Source organism: Mesorhizobium sp. B2-1-3 (genome assembly GCF_006442495.1).
Taxonomy (GTDB): Bacteria; Pseudomonadota; Alphaproteobacteria; order Rhizobiales; family Rhizobiaceae; genus Mesorhizobium.
Genome location: NZ_VFWL01000002.1, coordinates 148,440 through 174,086, shown reverse-complemented (window position 1 = coordinate 174,086; position 25,647 = coordinate 148,440). Strand labels below are relative to the sequence as shown.

The window sequence follows — 25,647 nt, the reverse complement described above, 5'->3', positions numbered from 1 at the left end:
GGAGAGACACAATGACCACAATCGCCTTCATCGGCCTTGGGAATATGGGCAATCCAATGGCGGCAAACCTGGTCAAGGCAGGCCACACGGTGAATGGCTTCGACCTCATGCCCGAAAACCTGACCGTTGCACGCGAGCATGGTGTGGTCATCATGGCCCATGCCGCCGCAGCAGTGAGGGACGCGGACGTCGTCATCACCATGCTACCCGCCGGCAAGCATGTCCTGTCGGTCTACGAAGAGATCGCGTCCAAGGCAAATAGGGGCGCGCTTTTCATCGATTCCTCGACCATCGACGTCGAATCGGCGCGCAAGGCGCATGCCATCGCCGCAAAGCACGGCCTGCTGTCGGTTGATGCGCCGGTCTCGGGCGGCACCGGCGGTGCCGCCGCCGGCACGCTGACTTTCATGGCCGGCGGCTCGGACGACGCCTTCGCCGCCGCCGAGCCGATCCTGAAGCCCATGGCCGGGCGCATCGTCCATTGCGGCGGCGACGGCGCCGGCCAGGCGGCCAAGATCTGCAACAACATGATTCTCGGCATTTCGATGATCGGCGTCGCCGAGGCCTTCGTGCTGGCCGAAAAGCTCGGCCTGGCGCACCAGGCCCTGTTCGACGTTGCCTCGACCTCTTCAGGCCAGTGCTGGTCGCTGACCACCTATTGCCCGGTGCCCGGCCCGGTGCCGACCTCGCCCGCCAACCGCGACTACAAGCCCGGCTTCGCCGCCGCGCTCATGCTGAAGGATTTGAAGCTGTCGCAGGAAGCCGCACAAGCCGCGGGCGCGGTGACACCGCTTGGCGCCGAAGCGACACAGCTCTACGGCCTGTTCAACGCGCAAGGGAATGCCGGCGCCGATTTTTCCGGGATCATAAATTTTCTGCGCGGCGCCAATCAATAAGCGATTGATAAAGCTCGTTTTTCTTTCGTACGCCTCGCCGGAGAACCGCAAAATTTAGGTTTGCTTAAGCTCTCGATAACTCCGCGGTAACGATGTCCCTATAAAACGGACTGCGAGGCGGATATCGCGTCCGCCCGGCGCTCCGGATCAGGTCTCGCGTACCGGAGCCCGTAAGTTTCGCCAAGTGTTTGCGTAGCGAAACGCCAAGCGTATCTGGCAAAGCCGCGTTCCCGGTGGGGCGCGGTTTTTGCGTTCCAGGATCCGACATCCCTCATATTCCGATTGCCGCGTTCGGGATCGGCACGTGATCTTCATTGGTCAGCACGATCGGCGCATCGGCGCCCTCGACCCGGACCACGAGCAGGTGCGTGCTCCACGTGCCTGCATTGCGAACAAGATGCGAAAACACCGTGCCCTTTCCCTTGGCGCCGTGGATGGGAATGCTGAACTGCGCGTCACCCGTCCCATCTGCGTTGACGTTGAGATGGCCGCCGACCCAGAAATTGGCGATCACGTCGTCGCCGATAGCGGCTTTCACCCGGGTATCGGCGCGAACGACCTCCATGGTCATGTGATAGGCGTCACTGCCTTTGATCATGAAAGGGATGCCGCCGACCATCGTCGCGCAGCCCCCGATACTAAGCACCCAGACGGCAAGACCGGCGATCGCCCAGTTGCGCTGCGTTCTGCGGAACTGCTCGGCATCGCGCCACACCCGGTTCCGCCATGCCCAGCGGCTGCCGCGCGCGCCGAGCACGAAGATCATGACGATGTTGACGATCGGGATCAGCGCCAGCAGGGCGATGAAGGTGGAGTTGCCGATGCCCCAGATCCAGTTGAGGAAGAAGGCGCCCCAATTCCAGCGATCGAGCTCAGCCGGGATTTCGGCGGGCTGGTTGAGCGGTTGTCCGGCCATCGCGTTCCCCGTCGGCAAAACTGCCTTGGCGGGTTGTAACCGATAGCGCCGGCGACCGGAACCCTCAGTCTGTCTGGGGCCAGCGGCCGGGCGTCTCGATCACGAACGCCCGGCCATTTCTTTTACCGTTTGCGCAGATCCGCTTGCGCCAGGTCGAGCGCCTTGCCGATACGCTCGCAGGCCATATCGATCGTATCGCGGGTCCAGATCAGCGGCGGTGACAGGATCATTGTGTCGCCGGTGGCGCGCAGCATCATGCCGTTGGCGATCGCATGGTCGCGCACGGTAACCGCGGCACTTCCAGCCGGCAGGAACCGCTCCTTGGTCGCCTTGTCCTTGACGATCTCGATCGCACCCATCAGCCCGATCGAACGCACCTCGCCGACCAGCTCGTGCCCGGCGATGCGCTCTTGCAGCGCCTTGGCGAAATAGGGCCCAGTGTCGCTCCTGACGCGGTCGACCAGACCCTCCCGCTCCATGATCTCCAGGTTCTTCAGCGCCACGGCGCAAGCCACGGGGTGGCCGGAATAGGTATAACCGTGATTGAACTCGCCGCCCTTCTCGATCAGCGTCGAGGCAATGCGATCGCCGACCAGCAGCGCCGACAGCGGCTGGTAGCCCGACGTCAGCGCCTTGGCGGTGGTGATGGTGTCGGCCTCGATGCCAAGCGTCTGCGCGGCAAACCATTCGCCCGTGCGGCCATAGCCGGTGATGACCTCGTCCAGCATCAGCAGCACATCGTATTTGCGGCAGATGCGCTGTACCTCGGGCCAATAGCTTGCCGGCGGTATCTTCACGCCGCCAGCTCCCATCACCGGCTCGCCAATGAAGGCGGCGACCTTGTCGGCGCCGGCTTCGAGGATGGCGTCCTCGACCGCCTTTGCCGCGCGCAGGCCGAAATCATGATCGCTCTCGCCCGGCAGCGACAGCTCATAGGCGTACGGCGTCATCACATGGACGATGTTGGGCACCTCTCCGTTGAGCTGCTTGTGCATGGCGTCCATGCCGCCGAGCGACGTGCCGGCGATGGTCGAGCCGTGATAGGCCATCTTGCGCGAGATGACGCGGTTCTTCTGCGGCTTGCCTTCGAGCACCCAATAGTGGCGCACGAGCCTGAGCGCAGTGTCGTTGGCTTCCGAGCCGGACGAGCCATAGAACACCTGGTTGACATTCTTCGGCGCGATCTCCGCCAGCTTCTTCGACAGAAGCACAGGCGTCGGCGTCGAGCATTTGAAGAAGGAATTGTAGTAAGGCAGCTCCTTCATCTGCGCATAGGCAGCCTCGGCGAGCTCGTCGCGGCCATAGCCGATATTGACGCACCACAGCCCCGCCATGCCGTCGAGCAGTTCCGTCCCTTCGGAATCGTAGATGAAGGGACCGTTGGCGTGGGTGATGATGCGCGATCCGGCCTCGCGCAATTCCCTATGGTCGGTGAACGGATGCAGATGATGCGCGGCGTCGATCTGCTGAAGCTGCTTCAGCGAATAATTTTGATAGGTCATGGATCTGATCTTCCTCTGGAACCAATCCGGCTGCGCCGGGGCGGATTCTTCAGAGGATAGCGGGTGGCGAATAGCCTATGCGGGCGCAAAGCCGCAAAAGCTCGGCGCGCAACGTGCGCAGCGACGGCGTCACCGCGCCCCCAAATGCCCGAACCCCGAAAAGGCCGGCCAATGTCACCACGGGAGCCATGAAGGCACCTTAGAGCAAAGAAGGTTCGAGGTGAACCACCCTTCGCTCCGGTCCGAAGGCTTTCGGTTCAGCCCTTCCCGCCCAGCGTCCTCTGCAGGAAAACGTACTTCATCGCGGCCTGTGCCGCCTGCGGCCGGCGGTCGCCGCGGCCGCCATGGCCGCCCTCGGTTTCTTCGAAGAAGAGCGTCCCGGCGTGGCCGGCCTCCTGCAGGCGGGCGGCCATCTTGCGCGCATGGCCGGGATGCACCCGGTCGTCGGCGGTCGAGGTGGTGAGCAGCACCGGCGGATAGGCACCGGCCTCGACATGCTGGTAAGGCGAGTAGGCGGCCAGCCAGGTCGCATCTTCCGGCTTGGACGGATCGCCATATTCGGCCATCCACGACGCGCCGGGCGGCAATTCGGTGTAGCGCAGCATGTCGAGCAGCGGCACCTCGATGATGACGGCGCCGAACAGCTCAGGATGCTGCGTCAACGAGACGCCCGTCAGCAAGCCGCCATTCGAGCCGCCCTGGATGCCGAGCGAGGCGGCTGTCGCAATGCCGCGCCTGACGACGTCCTGCGCGACCGCGGCGAAATCGTCAAAGGCGTTCTGCCGGTTTCCCTTCAGCGCTGCCTGGTGCCAGGCCGGCCCGAACTCGCCGCCGCCGCGAATGCAGGCCTGCACATAGGCATTGCCCTTCTCCAGCCACAGCCTGCCGCGCACGCCGGCATAGCCGGGCAGCAAAGGCACTTCGAAGCCGCCATAGCCGTAGAGCAGCGTCGGCACCGGGCCCTTCTGGTCACGCCGCCTGACGATGAAATAGGGAATCATCGTGCCGTCCTTCGAGCGCGCCTCGAACTGTTCCGAGACGAGCTGCGAAGCATCGAACCGCGACGGCTGCGACTTCACGGTGGCGAGCGTCTCGCCATTGTCGTCGGACCAGATGATCGAACTCGGCGTCAGGAAATCGGTGAAAGAGAAGGAGACGCTGGCGCCGAAATGTTCGGCATGGCTGATGCCTACCGTGCCGTTTTCCGGCAACGCGACCGGTTTCAGCGACCAGGCGCCGTCCCTGCGTTCGCAGGCCACAACCTTGCCGCGCACATTGTCCATCAGGCTGATGAACAGGCGGTCCTGCGTCCTGGCAAGAGTGGCGATGGACACGCGATGCGCCGGCGCGAGCAAGGTCTCGATGACGCCGAAACTGCCGGTCTCGATCCAATGCGCGAAATCGAACGAATAGAGCCCGTCCGGCCGGCAGGACGTGCCATCCGGCGCCGTCCAAGGCGTACGCACGCCAAACACCATCTGGTCCTTGAAAAGCGCCGTGTCGGTAACGTCGTCGGGCAACGGAATGCGTCTGTTTTCACCTGACGGGAGACGCAGGAAACTGTGCGATGCAAAGAAGTTGAGCGTCCGCGTTAGAAACAAATGCCGCTTCTCGCCATCGAACTCCAGGCCGGCGCCGACGGCGAGGTCTTCCTTCTGCGCTTCGAAGATCGGCGTCGCGTCTTCAAGGTCCGTGCCGCGCGTCCACAATTTGACGACGCGCGGGTAGCCGGATTCGGTCTTGTCGGCCTCTTCGAAGGCTGCCGAGACGATCACCGTATCCTTGTCGAGCCAGCCGAAGCCGGACTTGGAAGCGGGCGCGCGAAAACCGTCCTCGACGAACGATTTGGCGTCGATGTCGAATTCGCGCATCTCGCTGGCGTCGCCGCCATCAGGCGACATCGAAACCAGGCAGCGGTTGAAATCGGGGTAGAGCCGGCTGGCGCCGCCGAACACCCACTTCACTCCCTCCTTCGCCGCGAGCTGGTCGAAGTCGATGATGGTTTCCCAGTCCGGTCTGTCGGTCTTGTAGGAAGCCACCGTCGTGCGGCGCCACAGGCCCAACACATTGGTCTTGTCCTGCCAGAAATTATAGACGTAGCCGTTGAGCGCGGAGCCGACGGCTATGTTGTCCTCGGCGGTCATCAGATCGAGCGCGGTTTCGAACGACGCCTGGTAGGACGGATCGCCCTGCAATTGCGCCACCGTGACTTCGTTCTGGCGATGTACCCAGTCGAGCGCCTCCTTGCTCGTCCTTTCCTCCAGCCAAAGAAAGGGATCATCGGTCGCCAAGCCAGGCTTTGTCGTCGAAATGGTCATGGGGGTCTCCGGGAAATCGGGGGGCGGCCCTGCCTACATCGCGTCAAAGGGCGCCGGATTCAAGGTGTTGAAGCCGCGTCATCGCGGCAGATCGCTTCAGGCCGTCACACGATCCGCCGCCGGATGACGGTCGCAGCCGCCAGCGCCAGGCAGATCGCGCCGAGCGTCACCGGCAGGCCGCTCGCGCCGATCCCGTCCATCACGCCGCCCGCAAGCGGCGGAACGAGGATGCCGCCGACGCCCCACATCAGGGAGAAAGCGGCATTGCCGGCAATTAGCGCCGAGCCGCTGAAACGCTCGCCGAGTTCGATGATCGCCATCGTATAAATGCCGTAGGACACCGCGCCCCAGACGAAGATCATCGGCCAGACCAGCGGCGTTTCGATCAATAGCGGCAGCAGCAGACAGCCGAGCAGCGTCAGCACCAGGCAGATGAACCGCACCAGGCGCGCCGTCAGCCGCTCGGCCAGCAGGCCGAGCGGCACCTGCATGGCGATGTTGCCGGCGATCATCGTCGACAGCAGGGCCGACATACGGTTCTCGGCGATGCCGTAATGCGTGCCGTAGACGGGCAGCAGCGCCAGCACCGCCTGCTCGAAGCCGGCAGCCACGATTACTGCCGACAAAAGCAGCCAGGCGAGCGGCATGAAGCCCATCACCGAAAGCCGATGCCCGGCTTCGTCGACCTTAGGCAGGCGCCCGACCACCAGGGCGAGGCACCCGCCGCAGAAGATGAAAGCGGAAATGCCGACCAGGAATGGCGGCCAGCCCTCCGTACCGACGGCCAGCAGGCAAAGCGGCCCGGCGGCGAAGCCGGCCGAGATGATCGTGGAATAGACGCCCATGATGCGGCCGCGCCGGGCCGGCGGCGCCAGCGCGATCACCCAGATTTCGCTTAAGACATAGAGCGGATTGGTCACCGCGCCGATCAGGAACCGCAGCGGAAACCAGAGATAGACGTTCTGTGTCCAGCCGATCAGCGCCAGCACGACCGCCGAAAGCGCCGCGCAGGTCAGCGCCGTGCGCCCTGCCCCGAACCGCCGCGCCAGTGACGGGATGAGCGGCGACGAGACGATGAAGCCAATCGGCGTCATCGCCGCCGACAGGCCGATCATGACAGGCGAAACGCCCTGCCGCTGCAGGATGAAGCTCAAGAGCGGATAGGACAGTCCCTGCGCGATGGCGAACACCGACACGGTCGCGATCACACCGGTGATCGCTGCCCACTGCATCGTATCGTCGCGCTTCGGTTCCACCCGGTCCATGATCCACATCGCCTCTCGGCTGCAGGCTTAGCGTTTCGACCCGACAGCCGTAAGCCTCAAAGCCCGAACCCACGCTTGTTCCGGCCAAACCCTGTCAGGAGCCTCTGCGGCTGGCCGATCTGTAGAGCACGAAGGCGACCAGCAGCGCGTCCAGGCCGACGATCACCGCCGGCAATCCCAAAGGCCCGATCGCCTGCATCAGCAGACCGGCGCTGGGCGGACCGACAATGCCGCCAACGCCCCACAACAAGGCGAAAGCGGCGTTGCCGGTGACCAGCAGCGAGCCCTTGAAGCGGCTGCCGAGTTCCACCAACGCCATCGTGTAGACGCCATAGCCGACCGCTCCCATCACCAGCAGCACCGCCCAGATCAGCGGCGTCGTGATCAGCAGCGGCAGCAGAAGCGCGCAAACGGTGGTCGCCACCGCACAGGCCAGGATCATGGGGCGGCCGCCGAAGCGTTCGGCGAGCAGGCCGAGCGGGATCTGCAGCAGGATATTGCCCAAGGATAACGCCATCACCAGAGCGGCGAGCACGGCTTCCGGCAAGCCATAGCCGGCGCCGAAGACCGGAACCAGCGCATAGGTGCTTTGCTGGACCGCTGCCGAGACCAGCACCGCCAGCAGCAGCGCCGGCGCCAGCCGGGCAAAACCGATAAAGCTGCCGGCTGGCTGGCCGTCATCCTCGAAACCGGTGAGCTTTGAGGAGACAAGGCGCAGAATGACGGCGCAGAGCACGAACCCGCCAATGCCGACGCTGAAGGGAGCCCAGCCCGACGTGCCGAGCAGGGTCAGTGTGAAAGGCCCGGCCGCGTAGCCGGCCCCCATCAGCGTGTTGAACACGCCCATCACCCGGCCGCGTCGCGCCGGCGGCGCCAGCGACAGCGCCCACACCTCGCCGAGGATATAAAGCGGGTTGATGACCACGCCGATGATGAAACGGAGGACGAACCACGCCACACAGTCCTGCAGATAGCCGATGCCCAGGAAGCACAGCGCACCGATCAGCGAGCAGCCGACGGCGAGCGTGCGGGCGCCGACCAGCCGCACGGCGGCGGGCACGAACGAGGCAGACAGGATCAAGCCAACCGGCATCATCGCCGCCGACAGGCCGATCAGGCCCGGCGACATGCCTTGCTTCTGCATCAGCAGCGTGAACAGCGGCGAGCTCAGCCCTTGCGCGGCGCCGAACATCGCCAGCGCTGCGGTGACGCCGGCGAGCGCTGCCCACTGCGTTGCCGCTTCGCCTTGGCTCGAGCCGGTCGCGACCATGCTGCCGTTCCATGAGTGAATCGCCGACCAGCGGATCGGCAAGCCATCAGCTACCGGTTCGATCACCGGAAAGGAAGGGCCGGACAGCGAAATCCGCTTGCGCCAACGGCCGGCGCCGTGCACCGGAAGGCTCGCGTCAAAAGCCGTCAGCACCTGCCGGCAGCGCTATGGAAAATACCGTGCGATCGCGCCTTTCCTGCCTTGCGCGTAAGGCTTCAGCCACTTGTCGTCGATGGACAGCCCATCGTCATCCGAAGGTCCCTTGCCGATGGTCCTGCGCCAGGCGCGGAACTTATAGTGGTCGAACACGTCGAGCATATGCACGGCATAGGCCGCGGCGAAGGTCTTGTCGCCTTCGACGATCACCATGTTCTCGTCATTCTCGTAGGAAGCCTTGTAGCCGAGATTGTGGCTGCCGGTGACGACCGTCGCGTTGTCCTCCATCGGATCGATGATGACGATCTTGTCGTGCACGATGGCATGGCCGACGGTCAGCACCTCCGCCTGGAAATCGCGGGCGATCGTGGCGCCGGTCAGGTTCGCCGCCCGCACGATGGAAACGTTCGGCGCCTCCCAGACCTTCTCCGGATAGACGAAGGGCGACTTGCCGTCCCTGTTTGATTTATGGGTGACCGGATCCTTGGTCGGCGCGACATAATTGGGCATGGCGGTCTCATCGCTGATTGCCCCTTGCACGATCAGCTTCGGATCGGCCCTTGCCGCCGCCACCGCCTGGTCGACGATCGAATTGTCGCCGAGCCGCGAAGGATTGAACACCAGGAACAGCACGGCGCGCTTGGCTGCCTTGATGCGGACGAAGAGGTCCTCGAGATCGACCGGCCGCACCGAGATGTCCTTCTTGTTGCGCTCGGGATCATTGGGCGAGAACCACACCGTCATGCCGTCCAGCGCCGCCGTGGCGCCGTTGAGCGGGTTTGGCCTGTGGTTTTCCCTGCGAAACGGCACGCCTTGCGTCTGCGCGACATGGCCGGCGGCGCTTTCCGTGGCCGGCGGCGGGAACAGGTCGGCCTTCATGCGCTGCCAGTAGGCGTCGAATATCTCGGCCATCGCCGGGTCGTCGCGGATGAAGGCGTTGTTGGATTGCCCGCAAATGCCCGTCGAGGTCCAGTTGGTGCTGCCCGTCATCACCGATTGCGGCTTTCCCTGGGCATCGCGATAGACGGCGAACTTGTTGTGGCCGATATGGTTGTTGTTGAACAGGCGATCCGTCATCGCGACGCCTGCGTCGTGCAGCCGCTTCCTGTAAGGCGCGTTGCCAGCGTCCCAGGCCTTCGTCTGGTCATCCCTGCCCGAGTTGGAAAGAATGACCTCCACGACATCCTTGGCGGCAATGATTGCGTCGCACAGTTCGTCGTCGCCAAGCTCGTAGAGCGCAAGCCTGACCGTGCCGCCTTCGGCCTTGGCCCGCTTCAGCAGGCTGGTCAGCACATCAGGCACGTCGCCATGCAGGTAGGCGCGTATCTTGCTGGTCGGATCCTGCAGCACAGCCCTGATCTTGTCGCGCTGCCCGACCTTGATGCCGGCCTCGGCCAGCGCGCGCGACATCCATTGCGTCGACAGCACGCCATTGGTGAAGGCGACGCGCGCCTTGCCGAACATCTGGCCGAGGAAGATCGGCGGACTGACCGCGCCCCGGCCGAGATAGCCCAGCGGCCGCGCTGGGCCGGTATAGGCCTTTTCGGGGCGCGCCGGCACGGGATCGAGCCCCGCCTTCATGTCGCCGACTGGACGCACCCGGTAGGCGATCATTTCGCCATCTGGCCTGACATCGAGGCTGTCGCGGCGCCGCCGGACAGTGAGATCGCGCCAGAATGTCTTCTGCACCGGCCAGACGCCGGTATCCTGGGGGATCCAATCCTTGTTGCGCTGTCCCTTGAAGGGCACCCAGGACGCCAGGCAACGCTCCTCGCCGGTGTCGGGATAGAGGCGGACGATCTCGAAGCCCAGGCAGCCCGGGATCATCGCGTCGAGGTCCCAGGAGAGGAACGCGACTTCGTTGTTGGTGGCGGCACGCACTTTGACGACGTCAGGCATGGCTCTCCCTCCGGAGATATTCGACGCACAAGTTTACCAGAAGCAAAAGACGATACTGCAACGAATGGCGCACCCACATCCGCCGGCCTGCCTCGGGACCAGGCAGCTGCCGTTCCGGCATGTCGCTTCCCTCGCTCTAGTGGTCGCCGCCTCCGCAATGGCCGGACAGCCGCCGGTCCATTATGCCGCCCACTTTCGCATCGTACGAGGCCCCTCATGACCGCCGCCCTTCAACCCGCCGAACCGGCATTGGCAACCGATCGTGCCCGCCGCGGTGGCCGCGCCGGAAAACGCGCAGGCGGCTCGGCCGCGTTCGAGCAGCCGCCGTTCCGCCAGCTGAAAATCCCGCTCCAGCCGACCAAGCTGGTTTCCGACGACGAGCTGGAATCGATCCACCTGGCCTCGCTGCGGGTGCTGAAGGAGATCGGTGTCGACGTCCTGCATGACGAAGCCCGCCGCATCATGAAGGAACATGGCGCCGACGTGCGCGAAGGCAGCGAGCGCGTGCGCTTCGACAGCGACATGATCCTCGATCTGGTGTCGCACTGCCCACCTGAATTCACCATCCATGCCCGCAACCCCGCGCACAATGTGCGCTTCGGCGGCGACAATCTGATTATCTCGATGATGGCCTCGGCGCCCAATTGCTCGGACATCGATCGTGGCCGCCGGCCCGGCAACCAGCAGGACTATCGCAATTTCCTGCGCCTGGCGCAGATGCACAACATACTGAACTGCACGGGCGGCTATCCGGTCGAGCCGATCGACATCCACCCCTCCGTCCGCCACCTCGAATGCATCCGCGACCTCGCCACGCTGACCGACAAGGTGTTCCACATCTATTCGCTCGGCAAGGAGCGAAATGTCGACGGCATCGAGATCACCCGTATCGCGCGCGGCATCAGCCACGAGCAGCTGCTCGAAGAACCGTCCGTCTTCACCATCATCAACACAAATTCGCCGCTGAAACTCGACGTGCCGATGATGGAAGGCATCATCCAGATGTCTAGCAAGGGCCAGGTCGTCATCGTCACGCCCTTCACCCTGTCGGGCGCCATGGCGCCGGTGACCATTGCCGGCGCGCTGGTGCAGCAGAACGCCGAGGCGTTGTCCGGCATCGCGTTTGCCCAGATGGTCAGAAAGGGCGCGCCGGTCGGTTATGGCGGCTTCACCTCCAATGTCGACATGAAGTCGGGTGCGCCCGCCTTCGGCACGCCCGAATACATGAAGGCGCAGCTCGTCGGCGGCCAGCTCGCCCGCCGCTACAACATCCCCTACCGCACCTCCAACACTTGCGCCGCCAACACGGTCGACGCACAGGCCGCCTATGAAAGCGTGTTCTCGCTGTGGGGCGCCATTCAGGGCGGCGGCAATTTGATGATGCACGCCGCCGGCTGGCTCGAAGGCGGCCTGCGCTGCTCCTACGAGAAGACCATCCTCGACATCGACCTGTTGCAGATGGTGGCGGAATTCTTGACCCCGCTCGACCTGTCCGAACAGGCGCTTGGCTTCGACGCCATCCAGTCGGTCGGCCCCGGCGGCCACTTCTTCGGCACACAGCACACGCAGGACCGCTACAAGACCGCCTTCTACTCGCCGATCCTGTCCGACTGGCGCAATTTCGAGACCTGGGCGGAAGCCGGCTCGCCGACGGCGCTCGAAAAGGCCAACAAGGTGTGGAAGGAGCGGCTGGCCTCCTATGAGGAGCCTTACATGGACCCGGCGATCCGCGAAGAGCTCAACGCCTTCGTCCAGAAACGCCGCGCCGAAGGCGGCGCCCCGACCGATTTTTGATCTGTATTGGCTTCATGAGCAGTCGACCCCCACTCCGTCGAGCTGCGCTCGACACCTCTCCCCCGATCGACGGGGGAGAGGAAGGGCGTGAGCTTGGCCGGGCTGGCTCCCTTCCTCTCCCTCCGGAGGGGGGAGAGGTGGCGCTGCGAAGCAGCGACGGAGTGGGGGAAGCCGCTCGTAAAACCCGCAGTCGCCGAAAGTCAGGCACAACCCAGAGAGCCAGGAAACTCAGGCAAGGCAACAATCAGGCCGAAGCACTGCTTTGGCTCGAACTAAATGCCCGCAGACTTGGTGGCTACAAGTTCACACGCCAGTTCTCTATCGGACCATACTACGCCGACTTCTGTTGCCGCGAAAAATGGCTGGTCGTCGAGCTCGACGGCTCACAGCACGCCGACAGTTCCTACGACCGCCGCCGCGACGATTTCATGCGCGCCCAAGGCTACTCGATCCTGCGCCTCTCGAAACATCGTACTCTCGTCTGTGAAACCGTCCTTGCCGCGCTCGACGGCAGGCTGACCGAAAACATCGCTGCATCCGACCTCCGCCTTGTTTTCACACCGCACTCACCCGATTCAATCTCTTCAAAAACGGACCTATCTTCATGAAATCCCATGTAAAAGCGGTTGTCATCGGCGGCGGCGTCGTCGGCTGCTCGGTGCTCTATCACCTGGCCAAGGCCGGCTGGACCGACATCATGCTGATCGAGCGTTCGGAGCTCACTTCCGGCTCGTCCTGGCACGCGGCGGGCGGCTTCCATACGCTCAACGGCGACCCCAACGTCGCCAAGCTGCAGGCCTATACCGTGCAGCTCTACAAGGAGATCGAGGAGCTTTCCGGCCAGTCCTGTTCGCTGCACCTGACCGGCGGCGTGATGATGGCCGACTCGCCCGAGCGCATGGACTTCCTGCGGCTTGCCCATGCCAAGGGCCGCTATCTCGGCATGGATACCGAGCTGATCACGCCATCCGAGGCCAAGGCGATGTTCCCGCTGATGGACGAGACGAATTTCGTCGGCGCCATGTGGGATCCGGTCGAAGGCCATCTGGATCCGTCCGGCACGACGATTGCGTACTCGAAAGCGGCGAAGAAACTCGGCGCCGAGATCGTGCTGCGCAACCGCGTCGTCGAACTGACGCAGCAGGTCGACGGCACCTGGAACGTCATCACCGAACAAGGCACGGTTCACGCCGAGCATGTCGTCAACTGCGGCGGCCTGTGGGCGCGCGAGATCGGCCGCATGGTCGGCCTCGAGCTGCCGGTGCTCGCCATGGAGCATATGTATCTCTTGACCGAGCCCATGCCGGAGGTCGAGGAATTCAACAAATCGACCGGCCGCGAGATGATCGGCGTGATGGATTTCAAGGGCGAGATCTACACCCGCCAGGAGCGCAACGGCATCCTGCTCGGCACTTACGAAAAGGCGTGCAAGCCATGGTCGCCGGTCAACACGCCCTGGGATTTCGGCCACGAGCTCTTGCAACCCGACCTCGACCGCATCGCGCCGTCGCTGGAGGTCGGCTTCAAGCATTTCCCCGGCATCGAGAAGGCCGGCATCAAGCAGATCATCAACGGTCCCTTCACTTTCGCATTGGATGGCAATCCGCTCGTCGGCCCGGTGCAGGGCCTGACCAACTTCTGGTGCGCCTGCGCCGTCATGGCCGGCTTCAGCCAGGGTGGCGGTGTCGGCCTGGCGCTGTCCAACTGGATGGTGCATGGCGATCCCGGCTTCGACGTATGGGGCATGGACGTCGCCCGCTTCGGCGAATGGGCCAGCCTGCGCTACACCAACGCCAAGGTGCGCGAGAACTATTCGCGCCGCTTCTCAATCCGCTTCCCCAATGAGGAACTGCCGGCAGCGCGCCCGGCGCAGACGACGCCGCTTTATGACACCATGCTCGCCAACAACGCCGTCATGGGCGACTCCTGGGGCCTTGAAACGCCGCTGTGGTTCGCGCCGAAGGGCAAGGAGCCGAAGGATATCGTGTCCTTCCACCGCTCCAACGATTTTGGGCCGATCGGCGAGGAAGTGCGCGCCACGCGCGAGCGCGTCGGCGTCACCGAAATCGCCAACTTCGCCAAATACGAGGTCTCCGGACCGGGGGCGGAGGATTTCCTCAACCGGCTGATGACCAACCGCATGCCGAAGGCGGGCCGCATCGTGCTGACCCCGATGATCAACGAATTCGGCAAGCTGATCGGCGACTTCACCATCGCCAAGGCCGCGGAAGAACGCTTCATGATCTGGGGCTCGTCGGCCGCGCAGAAATATCACATGCGCTGGTTCGAAAAGCACCTGCCGAAAGATGGTCCAAGGGCGTCAGAGGTGCGCATCCACCGCTTCGACCAGACGCTTGTCGGCCTGTCGATTGCCGGACCGAAGTCGCGGGATCTCCTGCAGAAGCTGGTCGATGTCGACATCTCGACCAAGGCCTTCCGCTTCATGGATTTCCGCGAAATGGCGGTCGGCGGCGCGCCCTGCATGGTCAACCGCATTACCTATACCGGCGACCTCGGCTACGAGATCTGGATGGCGCCGGCCTATCAGCGCTTGGTTTACAAGGCGATCAGGGACGCAGGCGAAGAATTCGGCCTGGTCGATTTCGGCATGCGCGCCCTGCTCTCCATGCGCCTGGAAAAGAACTTCCCGACCTGGTTCCGCGAATTGCGCCCGATCTACGGACCGTTCGAAGGCTCGATGGACCGCTTCATCAAGCTGGAGAAGAACGACTTTATCGGCCGCGACGCGGCCGCCAGGGAACGGGCCGAAGGACCGAAGCTGCGCCGCGTGTCCTTTATCGTCGAGGCGGCCGACGCCGACGTGATGGGTGACGAGCCGATCTGGGCCAAGGTCGGCAAGGACTACGGTACGGTGGAAAAGCCGCATGGCTTTGGCGCGCCGCGCTTCGATGCGGCCGGCAAGGAAGTGCGGGGCTCCAAGGCGGCACAAGGCGCATCCGCCGTGCGCGGCATCGTCGACGGCGACTGGCGCGTGGTCGGTTGGGTCACCTCCGGCGGCTATGCCCACTACGTCCAGAAGTCGATGGCGCAGGGCTACGTGCCGGCGGCGCTGGCCGAGGATGAAAGTGCCGGCCTGTTCGAGATCGAAATCCTCGGCCATCGCCGTCCGGCCCGCATCAATGTCGAGGCGCCGTTCGACCCGAGCGGCGAGAAGATGCGGAGCTGAGGTTTCGCCATGGACAGCGCGGCGCCAAAGGGGAGCTTCGGCCGCCACCGCAAGATCATGCCGTTTGTGCCGGGCTCGATCGAGGCGCTGCGCGACGCCTCCCGCCGGAAGGCGGCTGATCTCAACCAGCATGTGCTGGGCTACGGCGCGACAGCCGAAGCGGAATGGGCGGCGGCAGGCATTGCCGCCCCCGACCTGGCCGAAATGCGCAAATACCGGCTGGAGCGCATCCGCACCGAGCTGAGGCGCCGGGGCTACGCCGGCGCGCTGCTCTACGATCCCATCAACATCCGCTATGCGACCGATTCCACGAACATGCAGCTTTGGGTGGCGCACAACCCGACACGGCATTGTTTCGTCGCCACCGAAGGGCCGGTGGTGCTGTTCGACTATTTCTCCTGCGAACATCTGTCGGACCATTCCGGCGTCGTCGACGAGGTTCGCCCCGCCGTCTCGTGGATGTATCTCTACAGCGGCGAACTCACCGAGCAGAAGGTCCGCCGCTGGGCGGCCGGGATCGCCGATCTGGTGCGGGAACATGGCGGCGGCAACAGCCGCATCGCGGTCGACCACATCGATCCGGAAGGCGCCGAGGAACTTGCGCGCCGCGGCATTTCCATCGGCAATGGCGAAGCGGTGATGGAGAATGCCCGGCTGGTCAAATCGCCGGACGAGATCCTTGCCATGCGCCGCGTCATCGTCGCCTGCGAGGCGGCAATGGGCGAGATGGAACAGGCGCTGAAGCCCGGCATCTCTGAGAATGAATTATGGGCCGAACTGCACCGCGGCAACATTGCCCGCGGCGGCGAATGGATCGAGACGCGGCTGCTGGCATCCGGCCCGCGCACCAATCCATGGTTCCAGGAATGCTCCTCGCGCCTCATCGAGGCGGGCGATCTCGTCGCCTTCGATACCGACCTGATCGGCCCCTACGGCTTCTGCGCCGACCTGTCGCGCACCTGGCTGTGCGGGGATGTGAAGCCAACCGACGAACAGTGCGATCTTTTCCGCATCGCTGCCGACCAGATCGCGCACAATACCGAATTGATACAGCCGGGCACCGCCTTCCGCGACCTTGTCGACCGCTCGGCGGTGCCGCCCGGCGACTGTTTCCCGATCCGCTATGGTGTGCTCTACCATGGCGTCGGGCTGGCGGACGAATACCCGACCTTGCCGCATGCCGACGACTGGACATCGGATACGCCCGACGGCGTGATCGAGCCAGGCATGGTGCTGTGCGTGGAGAGCTATATCGGCAGGCTCGGCGGGCGCGAGGGTGTCAAGATCGAGGAACAGATCCTGGTCACCGGCACCGGCAACGAAAAGCTTTCAACCTATCCGCTGGATGCGAGGCTGCTCGGCTAAGCCGGCAAGGGCCTCGCGCATCGCGGCAACCGTTTTTTCCGGCGTCGTTTTCGCGGTGATGAAGGGCAGGCCCTTACGCAGGCCCGTCCAGCCGACGACCTTCACTTGCCGGGCGGCCCGCTCGAAGCGCTGCGCCAGCGCCCAGCTCTCGCAGTCGATCGCCGCGACATCGGCCCTGCCCTCGGCCACGGCGACGATCGAAGCGCGATGTCCGCCGCTTTCGCTGCGCGAGGAAAATATGTCGAGGCTTTCGCCCAGCGCCTCCAGGTCTCGCGTCGGCGCAATGATACCGGACATTGAATCGAGGCTGTTGAAGGTGAAGCGCTTGCCCCGGATCAGATCGAGCGGGATGACGGGCCTGCCATTGCCAGGCGCAGGCACCGACGCCTTGCCGTCCGCCCGCATCACCAGCGCGCTCGAATAAAGCTCGCCCTGGCCGCCTTCGTAGACGTCATAGCTCGGCTGGCCGACAACCTGCACATGGCCGGCCAGGCCAAGCTCCATCGGCCCCCAGCAGGTCTGCGCGAACAGCAGTGCGGGATGCAGCCAGAGCTGGTGAAAATCGAGCGCGTCCGGCGGCAATGTCGCGGGGTCGGGCGCGATCAGAACGCCGGTGCCACTATGAATGCCACCCGGCACCGGCGGCAGATCGCCGTTGCGGCGAATGACGGTCTCCGGCGCATCGATTATCCCCCCTTGACGGAAGGCATCGCGCAGCAGTGCCCATTGGTCGTCGACCTCGCGACGCACTTCCGGCCAGTCATACATCGGCAGCGCTGCAACGAATTCGCTCATGCCGGGATCTGACCATTAAATCTGGAGAGAGGTTCACAAAAACGCGGCGTCGGATTTGAGATAGCCGACACCGTCCGTCGTGTCGCGGGCTTCATTCCTTGGGCGGCTCGGCCGGGACTGGCGCGGTGCCGAGCCCGCTGATGCTGCGCGCCCTGACGCGCGGCTTGAACGCCCTGCCCGGCTCCGGCTGGCGCCGCAACACCGGATGCACGATCGGCTCCTTGGCCTTGAAAGCATAGGACCTGATCAGCGCGAAATAGTTGGGATAGGCATAGCCATTGTTCATCCGCAGCCATTCCTCGCGACGCTCGCGAAACAGCTGAGGCAGTCTGTACCAGGCCACCGTTGGGGTCTTGTGGTGGACGAAGTGCAAATTGTTGTTGAGGAACAGGAACGACAGCGGCGAGCGCTCGATGATCACCGTGCGGCCTTCGGGATGCTCGGACCATTGATGCTCGGCAAAGGTGCGGATCGCGATCAGCGACTGGCCGAGCCACACCGGGAGAATATAGAGCCAAAGCGGAATGCCAAAGCCGAACTGCACGATCGGCGCCACGACGGCGAGGCCGATCGCATGCAGCAGCCAGGCTTTGCGGATGGCCTTGTCGCCGGCCATTATGTGCTTGGCGTCGTCGATGAAGAAGCCGATGCAGGACAGCCAGGGACCGAGAAAGAACCGGCCGGCCATGGTGTTGTTGATCCTGAGCAGGAATTTCATTGCTCGCGGCAGGTCGTCATGCTGCCAAAGCGCCTGGTAGTAGCTTTCCGGATCGTCGAGCGGATCGGTCAGGCGCTCGTCGGCATGATGGCGCAGATGAAGCGTCTTGAAGCGGCGGAACGGCCAGACCAGACCGATCGGCAGGAAGACGAAAGCCTCGTTGATCAGGGCATTGCGCGTCGGATGGCCGTGCAGCACTTCGTGCATGATCGACGACTGAAGTGCCAGGATGAAACCGAGGAGAGCGAGCGCGAAGATCGGATAGGACGGCCAGAGCAGAAGGCCGGTGGCGAGCCATGCTCCGTAACAGAAGAAAGCGAGGGCTACGGTTGGCCACTCGATGGCCGGTGTATTGCGTCGCCTGATGCTCTTGCCAGTCATGTTATCGACCACTGCCCCTCAGTCGCCGGAACCCCAGTGGCTCCTGACAGCATAGTGTCAGGAGAAACGATTCCACTCAACGAGACAAAGTGTACAAAATGTTGCGATTGCGCATTTTCAACCGCACATGTTACAGATTGTAAACAGACCTAGGGATTCGTTTACGCCTGGAGCGCCTCGTCAGGACGTCTCGGCGAAAATTTTTCCTCATGATTCGGAGACTTGGAAGATGGACAAACGAGATCTGTCAGCAATCTTTCGGGAGCGTCTCAAGTTGCTCCTGACAAGGTCCGACCTCAACCAGTCCGCCTTCGCCACCGCCGTCGGCATCGATCGGTCGGCGCTGTCGCAGCTGATGTCGGGCGCGTCGACGCGCTTGCCGCGGGCCGAAACGCTGCTCAACATCGCGGCCGAGTTCAAGGTGTCGCTGGATTGGCTGCTCGGCCTCAGCCAGGACGAGGGCGTCACCGGCGAAATCCGCGAAAGCCTGGAGATCGAGGAAGCCCCCGACGGTTTTGACCGCACGCTTCTGGCCAGATGGTTCGCCGAGGCCGCGGGCACCAAGATCCGCTATGTGCCGGCCGGCATTCCCGATCTTCTGCGGACCCACGCGCTGGTCGACTATGAGGCAAACATCACCAACAGGAGCAGGCTCGCACAGGCCAGCGAGACCCAATACCGCATCGAATACAACCGGCGCCCGGAGACCGACATGGAAGTCTGCATGCCGCGTCACACGCTGGAGATTTTTGCACGCGGCCTCGGCGTCTGGGATCGCTTTCCGGAGGCCGACCGTCAGCAGCAACTCGCCCATATGGCGACGCTGCTTGATGATCTCTACCCGACTTTCCGCCTGTTTCTCTACGACGGCCGCATGCGCTATTCGATCCCGCTCACCATCTTCGGACCATACCGCGCCGCTATTTATGTCGGCGACATGTATGTCGTGCTGAACGCCACCCAGCCGGTCCAGGCATTGACCCGGCATTTCGACAATCTGATCCGGGCCGCCGACGTCAACCCGCATGAGGCAGCAAGCTTCGCGCGCAATCTGGCCGGCATGTCGTTCCCATCAGGTTCCGCATGACAGCGCGCACCCGTAACCGCGCCCTTTAACCGCGACTCCGCCGTCGCTATTTTATTGACCGGACATAAAGATTTCTTTATATCCTTATTCGAATTCAGAATGTGAAAGCCAATCCGATGACGACGACCAACCCGATCGACGCGCTGCTGGCGCAAAAAGGCGTGCTTTTGGCTGACGGCGCCACCGGCACCAATTTGTTCGCAATGGGTCTGGAGGCTGGCGAGGCGCCGGAGTTGCTGAACGAGACCGCGCCCGACACCATCACCAGCCTGCACCAGAATTTCGTCGACGCCGGCGCCGACATCATCCTGACCAATTCCTTCGGCGGCACCCGTCACCGGCTGAAGCTGCATCATGCCCAGGACCGCGTGCACGCCCTGAACAAGCGCGCCGCCGAGATCGCCCGCGCCGTTGCCGACAAGGCCGGGCGCAAGGTGATCGTCGCCGGCTCCGTTGGCCCGACCGGTGAGTTGCTGGTGCCGCTCGGCGCCATGACCTATGACGAGGCGGTCGACGCCTTCGCCGAGCAGATCGAAGGCCTCAAGGAGGGCGGCGCCGAGGTCGCCTGGATCGAGACCATGTCGGCGCCCGACGAGATCCGTGCCGCCGCCCAAGCGGCGATCCGCGTCGGCCTGCCCTATACCTATACCGGTTCCTTCGACACCGCCGGCCGCACCATGATGGGCCTGCTGCCGAAGGACATACACGGCGTCGCCGATGGCTTGTCGCAAGCACCGCTCGGCGTCGGCGCCAATTGCGGCGTCGGCGCTTCCGACATCCTCGCCTCGCTGCTCGACATGACGCAGGCGAAGCCGGAGGCAACCGTGATCGTCAAGGGCAATTGCGGCATTCCCGAATTCCGCGGCACCGAGATCCACTATTCCGGCACGCCCGAACTGATGGCCGACTATGTGCGCCTTGCTGTCGACGGCGGCGCGAAAATCATCGGCGGCTGCTGCGGCACCTCGTTCCAGCACCTGGCCGCCATGCGCAAGGCGCTCGACGCCCACACCAAGGCGGATCGTCCGACCGTCGAGACGATCGTCGAGCGCATCGGTCCGATGCGCAACAAGGTGGCCACGGCGAACAGCGCCGAGACCAGCGAGGCCCGCCGCGAGCGTCGTCGCAGCCGGGCCTGAAGCCACCGCTTTCTAATTATTCGCTGTTGTCGGCGTAGCTCGACTGCGCCGATTTGAGATCGACGACATTGTCGCCGCGCATCGTCATCAGCGCTCCGGATGAAACCGGATCGGTGATCTGCTCCAGCATAATGCGGAAACGGTCGTTGGTCAGAGCCGACATGGCGGTGTGGCGCGCCTGCGCGACATCGTCGCCGATGCGCCTGGATTTGGCTGATTGGGCGGCCGCCGAAGCGTCCCGTGCCGGCGGTGTCGAGTTGGCGGTAGTCCTGATCTGCAATTCCGGCTCCCTCAGCCCCACACACCTATCCGGCGTAACAAGAGGAAATTGCGATCCGGTACCGGAAATGCCGCGCAATTTAACGATCGCAAATTCCGAAAAAAACGGGCCGGCAGGGAATGCCCCCTCGCCGGCCTCGCCTCACCCGCCCGTGGCCGGTTTTCCCATCAGAACGACCCCATCTGGAAGAAACCGACCGTCATCAACATCAGCGGTTGCCGCTCAGCGCCGAGGCAAGGCGCACAAGCGAGAGGAACTCGGACCTGTACCCAAACGGGTCGGCTCCCCGGGCGGCTGTGGCGATCTCCAAGATCTTGTCGTAGCCGAACTTCGCCGTTGCATCCTCCTCGCGCAGCTTCTGGCCGAACGCCGCGACGGCGACGGAGAAACGCTGGTCGGCGCTGGCCTCGCCGAAGGACGCAACTTCGTTGGCCGACGTAACCGGCGTGGTGATCAGCTTCGAGACGTCCTCGTTGGGCAGCTTGTAGCGTATCTTGACGAAGGCGTATTCGTCCGCATTGGCGACGCCGCCATTGTTCACCGCGGCTTGGCCATAGCGCAGCGGGTCGATCCGTTCGCCGCCGCTGCCCTTGGGCGTGATCTCGTAGATCGCGGTGACCGAATAGCCCGAACCGATGTCGCCGGCATCGACGCGGTCATTGTTGAAATCCTCGCGGTTCAAGGCGCGGGTCTCATAGCCGATCAGCCTATATTCCGAGACCTTGGCGGGATTGAACTCGACCTGGATCTTCACGTCCTTGGCGATGGGGAACAGCGTCGAGGAGGCATCCTCCACCAGCACCTTTTCCGCCTCGGCCAGCGTGTCGATATAGGCGGCGGTGCCGTTGCCGTTCTGCGCGATGGTCTGCATCATCTGGTCATTCAGATTGCCGCGGCCGAAACCGAACACCGACAGGAAGACGCCGCTCTTGCGCTCTTGTTCGATCAGGCGCTTGAGATCGTCGTCGTCGCTCTGGCCGACATTGAAGTCGCCGTCGGTGGCGAGCATCACGCGGTTGACCCCGTCCTTGATGAAGGACTGCTCGGCCAACTTGTAGGCCTCCTTGATGCCGGCCTCGCCGGCCGTCGAGCCACCCGGCTGCAAATTGTCGATGGCGTTGAGGATCTTGTCCTTCTCGGCAACCTTTGTCGGCATCAGCACCGTGCCGGCATCGCCGGCATAGGTGACGATCGAGATGGTGTCGTCGGCCTTCAGCTTGCTGACCAGCAGCCGGAATGCCGACTTGAGCAGCGGCAATTTATCCGGTTCGTCCATCGAGCCCGAGACGTCGATCAGGAACACCAGATTGGCCTTGGGCTGCTCGGCCGGCTTGACGTCGAAACCCTTGATGGCGACATGCATCAGCTTGCTGTGCGCGTTCCACGGCGTCGGCATGACGCTGACGGTCGAATTGAACGGCGTCGACGCCGCATCCGGCCCCTTCCAGTCATAGGGGAAATAGTTGATCATCTCTTCGACGCGCACCGTGTCGGCCTGCGGCAGGAAACCCTCTTTCAGCGAACGACGCACGAAGGAATAGGAAGCGGTGTCGACATCGATCGAAAAGGTCGAGACCGGGTCCTCGAGTGCCGAATGCACCGAATTGGTCTTGAAATCCTGGACGCGGTCGCGATTTTCCTCCGGTGGTGCGATCTGGTCCGCCGGCGCCATGGCCGGCTGCTGCGGTGCTATCATTTTGGACATGCGTGCGGCTCGCGACGTGCTGGGCGCGGCAGTGCTATCCAGGGCGAACGCGCCCGTTGGCGCAGGTGGCGCAGGTTCCGCCGGCGCAACCTGTTCCTGCGCATTCTGCGGCGCCAGGCCTCCAGCAACGGCCGATTCGGATCTGCTCGGCGCCGCCAAGGCCTCCGTTTCGTCGCGGCTTTCCGCGTCGGTCTTCTTGTCTTTCTCAGGCGCGCTCGTTGCGAGCGGTTTGTCGATCGCCTGATCGCCCGTGGCCTGTTTAGCCAGCGGCTTCACCGTGGCGGGCTTGTCGGCCAGCGTCTCGGTGATCTTTTCGCCGCCGCCGAAAGTGGACGGCTGTTCCCTCAGCATATGGAAAGTGGCGTATCCGGCGATCGGCAGGGCGACGAGCCCGGCAATAGCCGGCGTGGCAATGAGTTTCTTTTGCATGATTTCGCTCCAGAGCTTTCGTGCTCGCTCTGTGAGACGAAGACCGCCGACCGATCCTTGGCTGACCGCGGAAATATTTTCCTCATCATAGGCGCGCATGGCGGCCTCGAAGGCGCGCGCCTTCGCGCTCTCGCCGGGAGCCGGGATCACTATGTCGCGCAGCCTCTTGAGTTCGTTCTCGTCGACCATGGTCACACTTCCCCGGCTGAACGCATGAGCGTCTTCAGCCGTTTCTTCGCTTCATGGATGTGCCAGGAAACCGTCGTCTCCGAGATCGCCATCGCCTCGGCGGCGGCGGCGTGGCTCAAGCCCTCGCCATAGACCAGCAGCACGGCGTCGCGCTGCTTGTCGGGCAGTTGCCGCACCGCGACCCACATCGCCTCGGCAGGATCCTCGTTCTCGGCAGGATCCTCGCCCGAAATCAGCGCATGGACGCCATAGGCTTCGGTCTTGACCGTCTCGCGGGCGCTCTTGCGCATCATGTCGCGCGCGGCGTTCAGCGTCATGGCATAGAGCCACGTGGTGAAGGCGCTGCCGCCGCGATAGTCGCGGATCGACTTGCCGAGCCGGACGCAGACTTCCTGGGCGATGTCTTCGGCGTCCGCCTTCCGACCGCACCAGCGGTAGGCGGCGCGATAGACGAAGTCATAGTGCCTTTCGAGCAACGCGCCGAAAGCTCCCCTGTCTCCGCCCTTCGCCCGCCCGATCAGTTCGGCGTCGGAGGCTTCGCTCTCATCCAGCATCATCGCCATCATTTGCCTGTTGGACGAAGGCTAATGGCCAATCCTTGGGGTGAGGGAAAGATTTTTTTACTGGTACCTCTTCCTTCTCCCCGTTCTACGGGGAGAAGGTGCCCGAAGGGGCGGCGCGAACTCATGAAAGTTTACGCAGCCGCGTCCGGCGAATTAGGCTGGGTTTGCGTTTGGGCCGAAGGACCTACCCGAGCGTCTCGGAAAACAGGGTGATCAACCGGTTCCAGTGCCGCTCGGCGCCATCTTCGTTGTAGACGCTGTGGTCCGGCACGCACCAGCCATGCGCCATGCCGACATAATTCTCCAGCACGTAATCGACTTCCGCCGCCCTGAACGCCTCGGCCAGCCGCGCTGATTGTTCGGGCGGAAAACTCCTGTCGACGCCGGCCATGCCGACATGGACGCGTGCCTTGACCGACCCCGCCTTGCGGTGCGGACTGTCGGCCGCATCGCTGGCGAGATTGCCGCCATGGAAACTGGCCGCCGCCCTGATGCGATCCGGATAGGAGGCGGCTGCGTTCAGCGCCCGCGCGCCGCCCATGCAATAGCCGACAACGCCGATCGGCCCGGTGACGCCTTCGGCAGCGAGTGCATCGAGGAAGGCGCCGCTGTCGGCAATCGTCATCTCCTGCGTCGTGCCGCTGATCAGCGCCATCACCGGCACCTTGGTTCTTTCCTCGACGAACGCGGTTTTGGCATCGAACGGACCGTAGGGCGCGTTGCGATAGAAGAGATCGGGCACCAGAACCGCGTAGCCCTCCTCCGCCAGCCGCTCGGCCATGCCGTCGAGCGCAGGGCGCGGGCCGAAGGCATCCATATAGAGGATGATGCCGGCCTTGGGCGGGGAAGCGTTGGCCGGGCGGAACAGCCCCGCCCTCGCCGTGCCGTCCCTGGTCTTGATCTGAAGGTCCTGTTTCGGCATCGCCAGCTCCGTTCGGTTGCTGGGCGATACATATCCGGGCACGCCGACAGGGCAAGCTGTTGCCTGATTTTGGCAGTCAACATTTCGTGCGGCAGCGCGACGAGCTTACCGGCCCGCGAACGCTGCCATGTGGAAGGCCTGCACCTCTGAGGGATAGCGATAGGCTGTGCCATAGGGACAGGCGTTGCGGTCAAGGCAGCCGCCGTCACAACAGGGCCCGCCACTCGGCCCGCGCACATGCGCCAGGCAGGCCTGGTAGCCGAAGCCTTGGATGGAATAGGCATCGACCGGACAGGATTTCAGGCACGGTTTGTCGACACAGGTGTCGCAAAGATGGATCGCCCCGCGAGCCTTCGGGAGCGCGATCTCGTCCTCGAACAGCAGCGCGCCGCGATAGGCATGCCAAAGCCCATATCGCGGATGCATGAGGATGCCGAGCGGTGACGGCTTCAGGCCCTCGGCCCGCATCGCCCATCGCTGGAACGGCAGATAGGGCTTGTCGGACGGCGACACGGCGCGTGCGCCGAATTCTTCCGCGACCGCGCCTATGACCTGCCGGGACCAGGTGTCGAGCGGATTGGCGATTGCTCGCGGCTGCTTTTCACGCCAGCGCAGAAAATGCGGCCAGGGTGCTGCCCCCGCCTGTCCCACCAGCAGCGCCGACCTGGTTGGTGCACCGGAGCGGCCACAAGGCGCCGCCTCGCCGTCCGCAAAGGTGAAGCCGCCACGCAGGATGAGGCCGTCGGCGCCAAGCGCGGCCGCAATCTCCTCCATCCTGCCGCGCGAAGGAATCATCCCTTCTTGACCGGATCGGAGAAGGCGCTCCGCCAGACTTCCTTGTGGATGATGTTGGCGACTTTAGCCCCGCCTG

General features: G+C 63.9%; 21 protein-coding genes. 7 read left to right on the top strand and 14 right to left on the bottom strand.

Annotated features, from left to right (window positions below; translation table 11 throughout):
- Positions 1-11 precede the first annotated feature (11 nt).
- Entirely contained in the window at positions 12-896 is an 885-nt protein-coding gene (gene mmsB / locus FJ973_RS05355) for a 3-hydroxyisobutyrate dehydrogenase (protein WP_140555062.1), read from the top strand.
- Positions 897-1,167: 271 nt separating this feature from the next.
- On the opposite strand, the gene FJ973_RS05350 is transcribed toward mmsB, so the two are convergent.
- The 7 genes from FJ973_RS05350 to FJ973_RS05320 form a co-directional block, all read right to left on the bottom strand.
- A complete protein-coding gene (locus FJ973_RS05350; protein WP_140555061.1) occupies positions 1,168-1,812 on the bottom strand; it encodes a cytochrome c oxidase assembly factor Coa1 family protein in 645 nt (214 codons plus the stop codon).
- Between the two features lie 122 nt (positions 1,813-1,934).
- Complete coding sequence (locus FJ973_RS05345; protein ID WP_140555060.1) at positions 1,935-3,314, bottom strand: aspartate aminotransferase family protein; 1,380 nt, start codon at positions 3,312-3,314, stop codon at positions 1,935-1,937.
- 49 nt (positions 3,315-3,363) lie between these two features.
- Positions 3,364-3,504 carry a capsid protein gene (locus tag FJ973_RS05340; RefSeq protein WP_140495676.1) on the bottom strand — a complete coding sequence of 47 codons (141 nt, stop codon included), beginning with the start codon at positions 3,502-3,504 and terminating at the stop codon, positions 3,364-3,366.
- 67 nt (positions 3,505-3,571) lie between these two features.
- Positions 3,572-5,632, bottom strand: coding sequence for a prolyl oligopeptidase family protein (locus tag FJ973_RS05335; protein ID WP_140555059.1), 2,061 nt, complete (start codon positions 5,630-5,632; stop codon positions 3,572-3,574).
- 104 nt (positions 5,633-5,736) lie between these two features.
- Entirely contained in the window at positions 5,737-6,897 is a 1,161-nt protein-coding gene (locus FJ973_RS05330) for an MFS transporter (protein ID WP_140555058.1), read from the bottom strand.
- Between the two features lie 94 nt (positions 6,898-6,991).
- A complete protein-coding gene (locus tag FJ973_RS05325; RefSeq protein ID WP_140555057.1) occupies positions 6,992-8,167 on the bottom strand; it encodes an MFS transporter in 1,176 nt (391 codons plus the stop codon).
- A gap of 165 nt (positions 8,168-8,332) precedes the next feature.
- On the bottom strand, positions 8,333-10,222 hold the full coding sequence (locus FJ973_RS05320) for a phospholipase D-like domain-containing protein (RefSeq protein WP_140555056.1): 1,890 nt from the start codon (positions 10,220-10,222) through the stop codon (positions 8,333-8,335).
- A gap of 216 nt (positions 10,223-10,438) precedes the next feature.
- Here FJ973_RS05320 and FJ973_RS05315 point away from each other — a divergent pair, with 216 nt between their 5' ends.
- The 4 genes from FJ973_RS05315 to FJ973_RS05300 all read left to right on the top strand — a co-directional run bounded on the left by FJ973_RS05315 (position 10,439) and on the right by FJ973_RS05300 (position 16,568).
- On the top strand, positions 10,439-12,016 hold the full coding sequence (locus FJ973_RS05315) for a trimethylamine methyltransferase family protein (RefSeq protein ID WP_140495671.1): 1,578 nt from the start codon (positions 10,439-10,441) through the stop codon (positions 12,014-12,016).
- Positions 12,017-12,153: 137 nt separating this feature from the next.
- Positions 12,154-12,624: a DUF559 domain-containing protein gene (locus tag FJ973_RS05310; RefSeq protein ID WP_140555055.1), complete on the top strand. Its 471-nt coding sequence runs from the start codon at positions 12,154-12,156 to the stop codon at positions 12,622-12,624.
- Positions 12,621-15,203, top strand: a complete 2,583-nt coding sequence (locus tag FJ973_RS05305; RefSeq protein WP_140555054.1) for an FAD-dependent oxidoreductase — start codon at positions 12,621-12,623, stop codon at positions 15,201-15,203. Before FJ973_RS05310 ends, FJ973_RS05305 begins: the two co-directional genes overlap by 4 nt.
- A 9-nt stretch (positions 15,204-15,212) precedes the next feature.
- Positions 15,213-16,568, top strand: coding sequence for a Xaa-Pro peptidase family protein (locus FJ973_RS05300; RefSeq protein WP_140555053.1), 1,356 nt, complete (start codon positions 15,213-15,215; stop codon positions 16,566-16,568).
- Here the strand turns inward: FJ973_RS05300 and FJ973_RS05295 are convergent.
- Complete coding sequence (locus FJ973_RS05295; RefSeq protein WP_140555052.1) at positions 16,533-17,363, bottom strand: PhnD/SsuA/transferrin family substrate-binding protein; 831 nt, start codon at positions 17,361-17,363, stop codon at positions 16,533-16,535. The two genes, FJ973_RS05300 and FJ973_RS05295, sit on opposite strands and share 36 nt — an antisense overlap.
- A gap of 91 nt (positions 17,364-17,454) precedes the next feature.
- On the bottom strand, positions 17,455-18,462 hold the full coding sequence (locus tag FJ973_RS05290; protein WP_140555051.1) for a fatty acid desaturase: 1,008 nt from the start codon (positions 18,460-18,462) through the stop codon (positions 17,455-17,457).
- Positions 18,463-18,691: 229 nt separating this feature from the next.
- Between FJ973_RS05290 and FJ973_RS05285 the strand changes: the two genes are divergently transcribed.
- Positions 18,692-19,549 (top strand): helix-turn-helix transcriptional regulator, encoded by an 858-nt coding sequence (locus FJ973_RS05285; protein ID WP_140555050.1) that lies wholly within the window; start codon positions 18,692-18,694, stop codon positions 19,547-19,549.
- A gap of 116 nt (positions 19,550-19,665) precedes the next feature.
- Positions 19,666-20,688 (top strand): betaine--homocysteine S-methyltransferase, encoded by a 1,023-nt coding sequence (bmt, locus tag FJ973_RS05280; protein WP_181170867.1) that lies wholly within the window; start codon positions 19,666-19,668, stop codon positions 20,686-20,688.
- A 16-nt stretch (positions 20,689-20,704) separates the two neighbouring features.
- Here the strand turns inward: bmt and FJ973_RS30760 are convergent, their stop codons facing one another.
- The 5 genes from FJ973_RS30760 to FJ973_RS05255 form a co-directional block, all read right to left on the bottom strand.
- Positions 20,705-20,968: a hypothetical protein gene (locus tag FJ973_RS30760; protein ID WP_181170866.1), complete on the bottom strand. Its 264-nt coding sequence runs from the start codon at positions 20,966-20,968 to the stop codon at positions 20,705-20,707.
- A gap of 208 nt (positions 20,969-21,176) precedes the next feature.
- A complete protein-coding gene (locus FJ973_RS05270; protein WP_140555048.1) occupies positions 21,177-23,291 on the bottom strand; it encodes a VWA domain-containing protein in 2,115 nt (704 codons plus the stop codon).
- A 2-nt stretch (positions 23,292-23,293) separates the two neighbouring features.
- Positions 23,294-23,854 carry an RNA polymerase sigma factor gene (locus FJ973_RS05265; RefSeq protein WP_140555047.1) on the bottom strand — a complete coding sequence of 187 codons (561 nt, stop codon included), beginning with the start codon at positions 23,852-23,854 and terminating at the stop codon, positions 23,294-23,296.
- A 184-nt stretch (positions 23,855-24,038) separates the two neighbouring features.
- Entirely contained in the window at positions 24,039-24,776 is a 738-nt protein-coding gene (locus FJ973_RS05260; protein ID WP_140555046.1) for a dienelactone hydrolase family protein, read from the bottom strand.
- A 105-nt stretch (positions 24,777-24,881) separates the two neighbouring features.
- Entirely contained in the window at positions 24,882-25,571 is a 690-nt protein-coding gene (locus FJ973_RS05255; protein ID WP_140555045.1) for a 4Fe-4S dicluster domain-containing protein, read from the bottom strand.
- Positions 25,572-25,647 lie beyond the last annotated feature (76 nt).

Bases quoted from the DNA above. Each gene is read 5' to 3' on its own strand.
- FJ973_RS05300 (WP_140555053.1), top strand. From the start codon at position 15,213: ATGGACAGCGCGGCGCCAAAGGGGAGCTTCGGCCGCCACCGCAAGATC.
- FJ973_RS05260 (WP_140555046.1), bottom strand. From the start codon at position 24,776: ATGCCGAAACAGGACCTTCAGATCAAGACCAGGGACGGCACGGCGAGG.
- FJ973_RS05340 (WP_140495676.1), bottom strand. From the start codon at position 3,504: ATGGCTCCCGTGGTGACATTGGCCGGCCTTTTCGGGGTTCGGGCATTT.
- FJ973_RS05270 (WP_140555048.1), bottom strand. From the start codon at position 23,291: ATGGTCGACGAGAACGAACTCAAGAGGCTGCGCGACATAGTGATCCCG.
- FJ973_RS05315 (WP_140495671.1), top strand. From the start codon at position 10,439: ATGACCGCCGCCCTTCAACCCGCCGAACCGGCATTGGCAACCGATCGT.
- FJ973_RS05290 (WP_140555051.1), bottom strand. From the start codon at position 18,462: ATGACTGGCAAGAGCATCAGGCGACGCAATACACCGGCCATCGAGTGG.
- FJ973_RS05345 (WP_140555060.1), bottom strand. From the start codon at position 3,314: ATGACCTATCAAAATTATTCGCTGAAGCAGCTTCAGCAGATCGACGCC.
- FJ973_RS05320 (WP_140555056.1), bottom strand. From the start codon at position 10,222: ATGCCTGACGTCGTCAAAGTGCGTGCCGCCACCAACAACGAAGTCGCG.
- FJ973_RS05335 (WP_140555059.1), bottom strand. From the start codon at position 5,632: ATGACCATTTCGACGACAAAGCCTGGCTTGGCGACCGATGATCCCTTT.
- FJ973_RS05285 (WP_140555050.1), top strand. From the start codon at position 18,692: ATGGACAAACGAGATCTGTCAGCAATCTTTCGGGAGCGTCTCAAGTTG.
- FJ973_RS05330 (WP_140555058.1), bottom strand. From the start codon at position 6,897: ATGGACCGGGTGGAACCGAAGCGCGACGATACGATGCAGTGGGCAGCG.
- FJ973_RS05325 (WP_140555057.1), bottom strand. From the start codon at position 8,167: ATGGTCGCGACCGGCTCGAGCCAAGGCGAAGCGGCAACGCAGTGGGCA.
- FJ973_RS05305 (WP_140555054.1), top strand. From the start codon at position 12,621: ATGAAATCCCATGTAAAAGCGGTTGTCATCGGCGGCGGCGTCGTCGGC.
- FJ973_RS05255 (WP_140555045.1), bottom strand. From the start codon at position 25,571: ATGATTCCTTCGCGCGGCAGGATGGAGGAGATTGCGGCCGCGCTTGGC.
- FJ973_RS05350 (WP_140555061.1), bottom strand. From the start codon at position 1,812: ATGGCCGGACAACCGCTCAACCAGCCCGCCGAAATCCCGGCTGAGCTC.
- bmt (WP_181170867.1), top strand. From the start codon at position 19,666: ATGACGACGACCAACCCGATCGACGCGCTGCTGGCGCAAAAAGGCGTG.
- FJ973_RS05265 (WP_140555047.1), bottom strand. From the start codon at position 23,854: ATGGCGATGATGCTGGATGAGAGCGAAGCCTCCGACGCCGAACTGATC.
- mmsB (WP_140555062.1), top strand. From the start codon at position 12: ATGACCACAATCGCCTTCATCGGCCTTGGGAATATGGGCAATCCAATG.
- FJ973_RS05295 (WP_140555052.1), bottom strand. From the start codon at position 17,363: ATGAGCGAATTCGTTGCAGCGCTGCCGATGTATGACTGGCCGGAAGTG.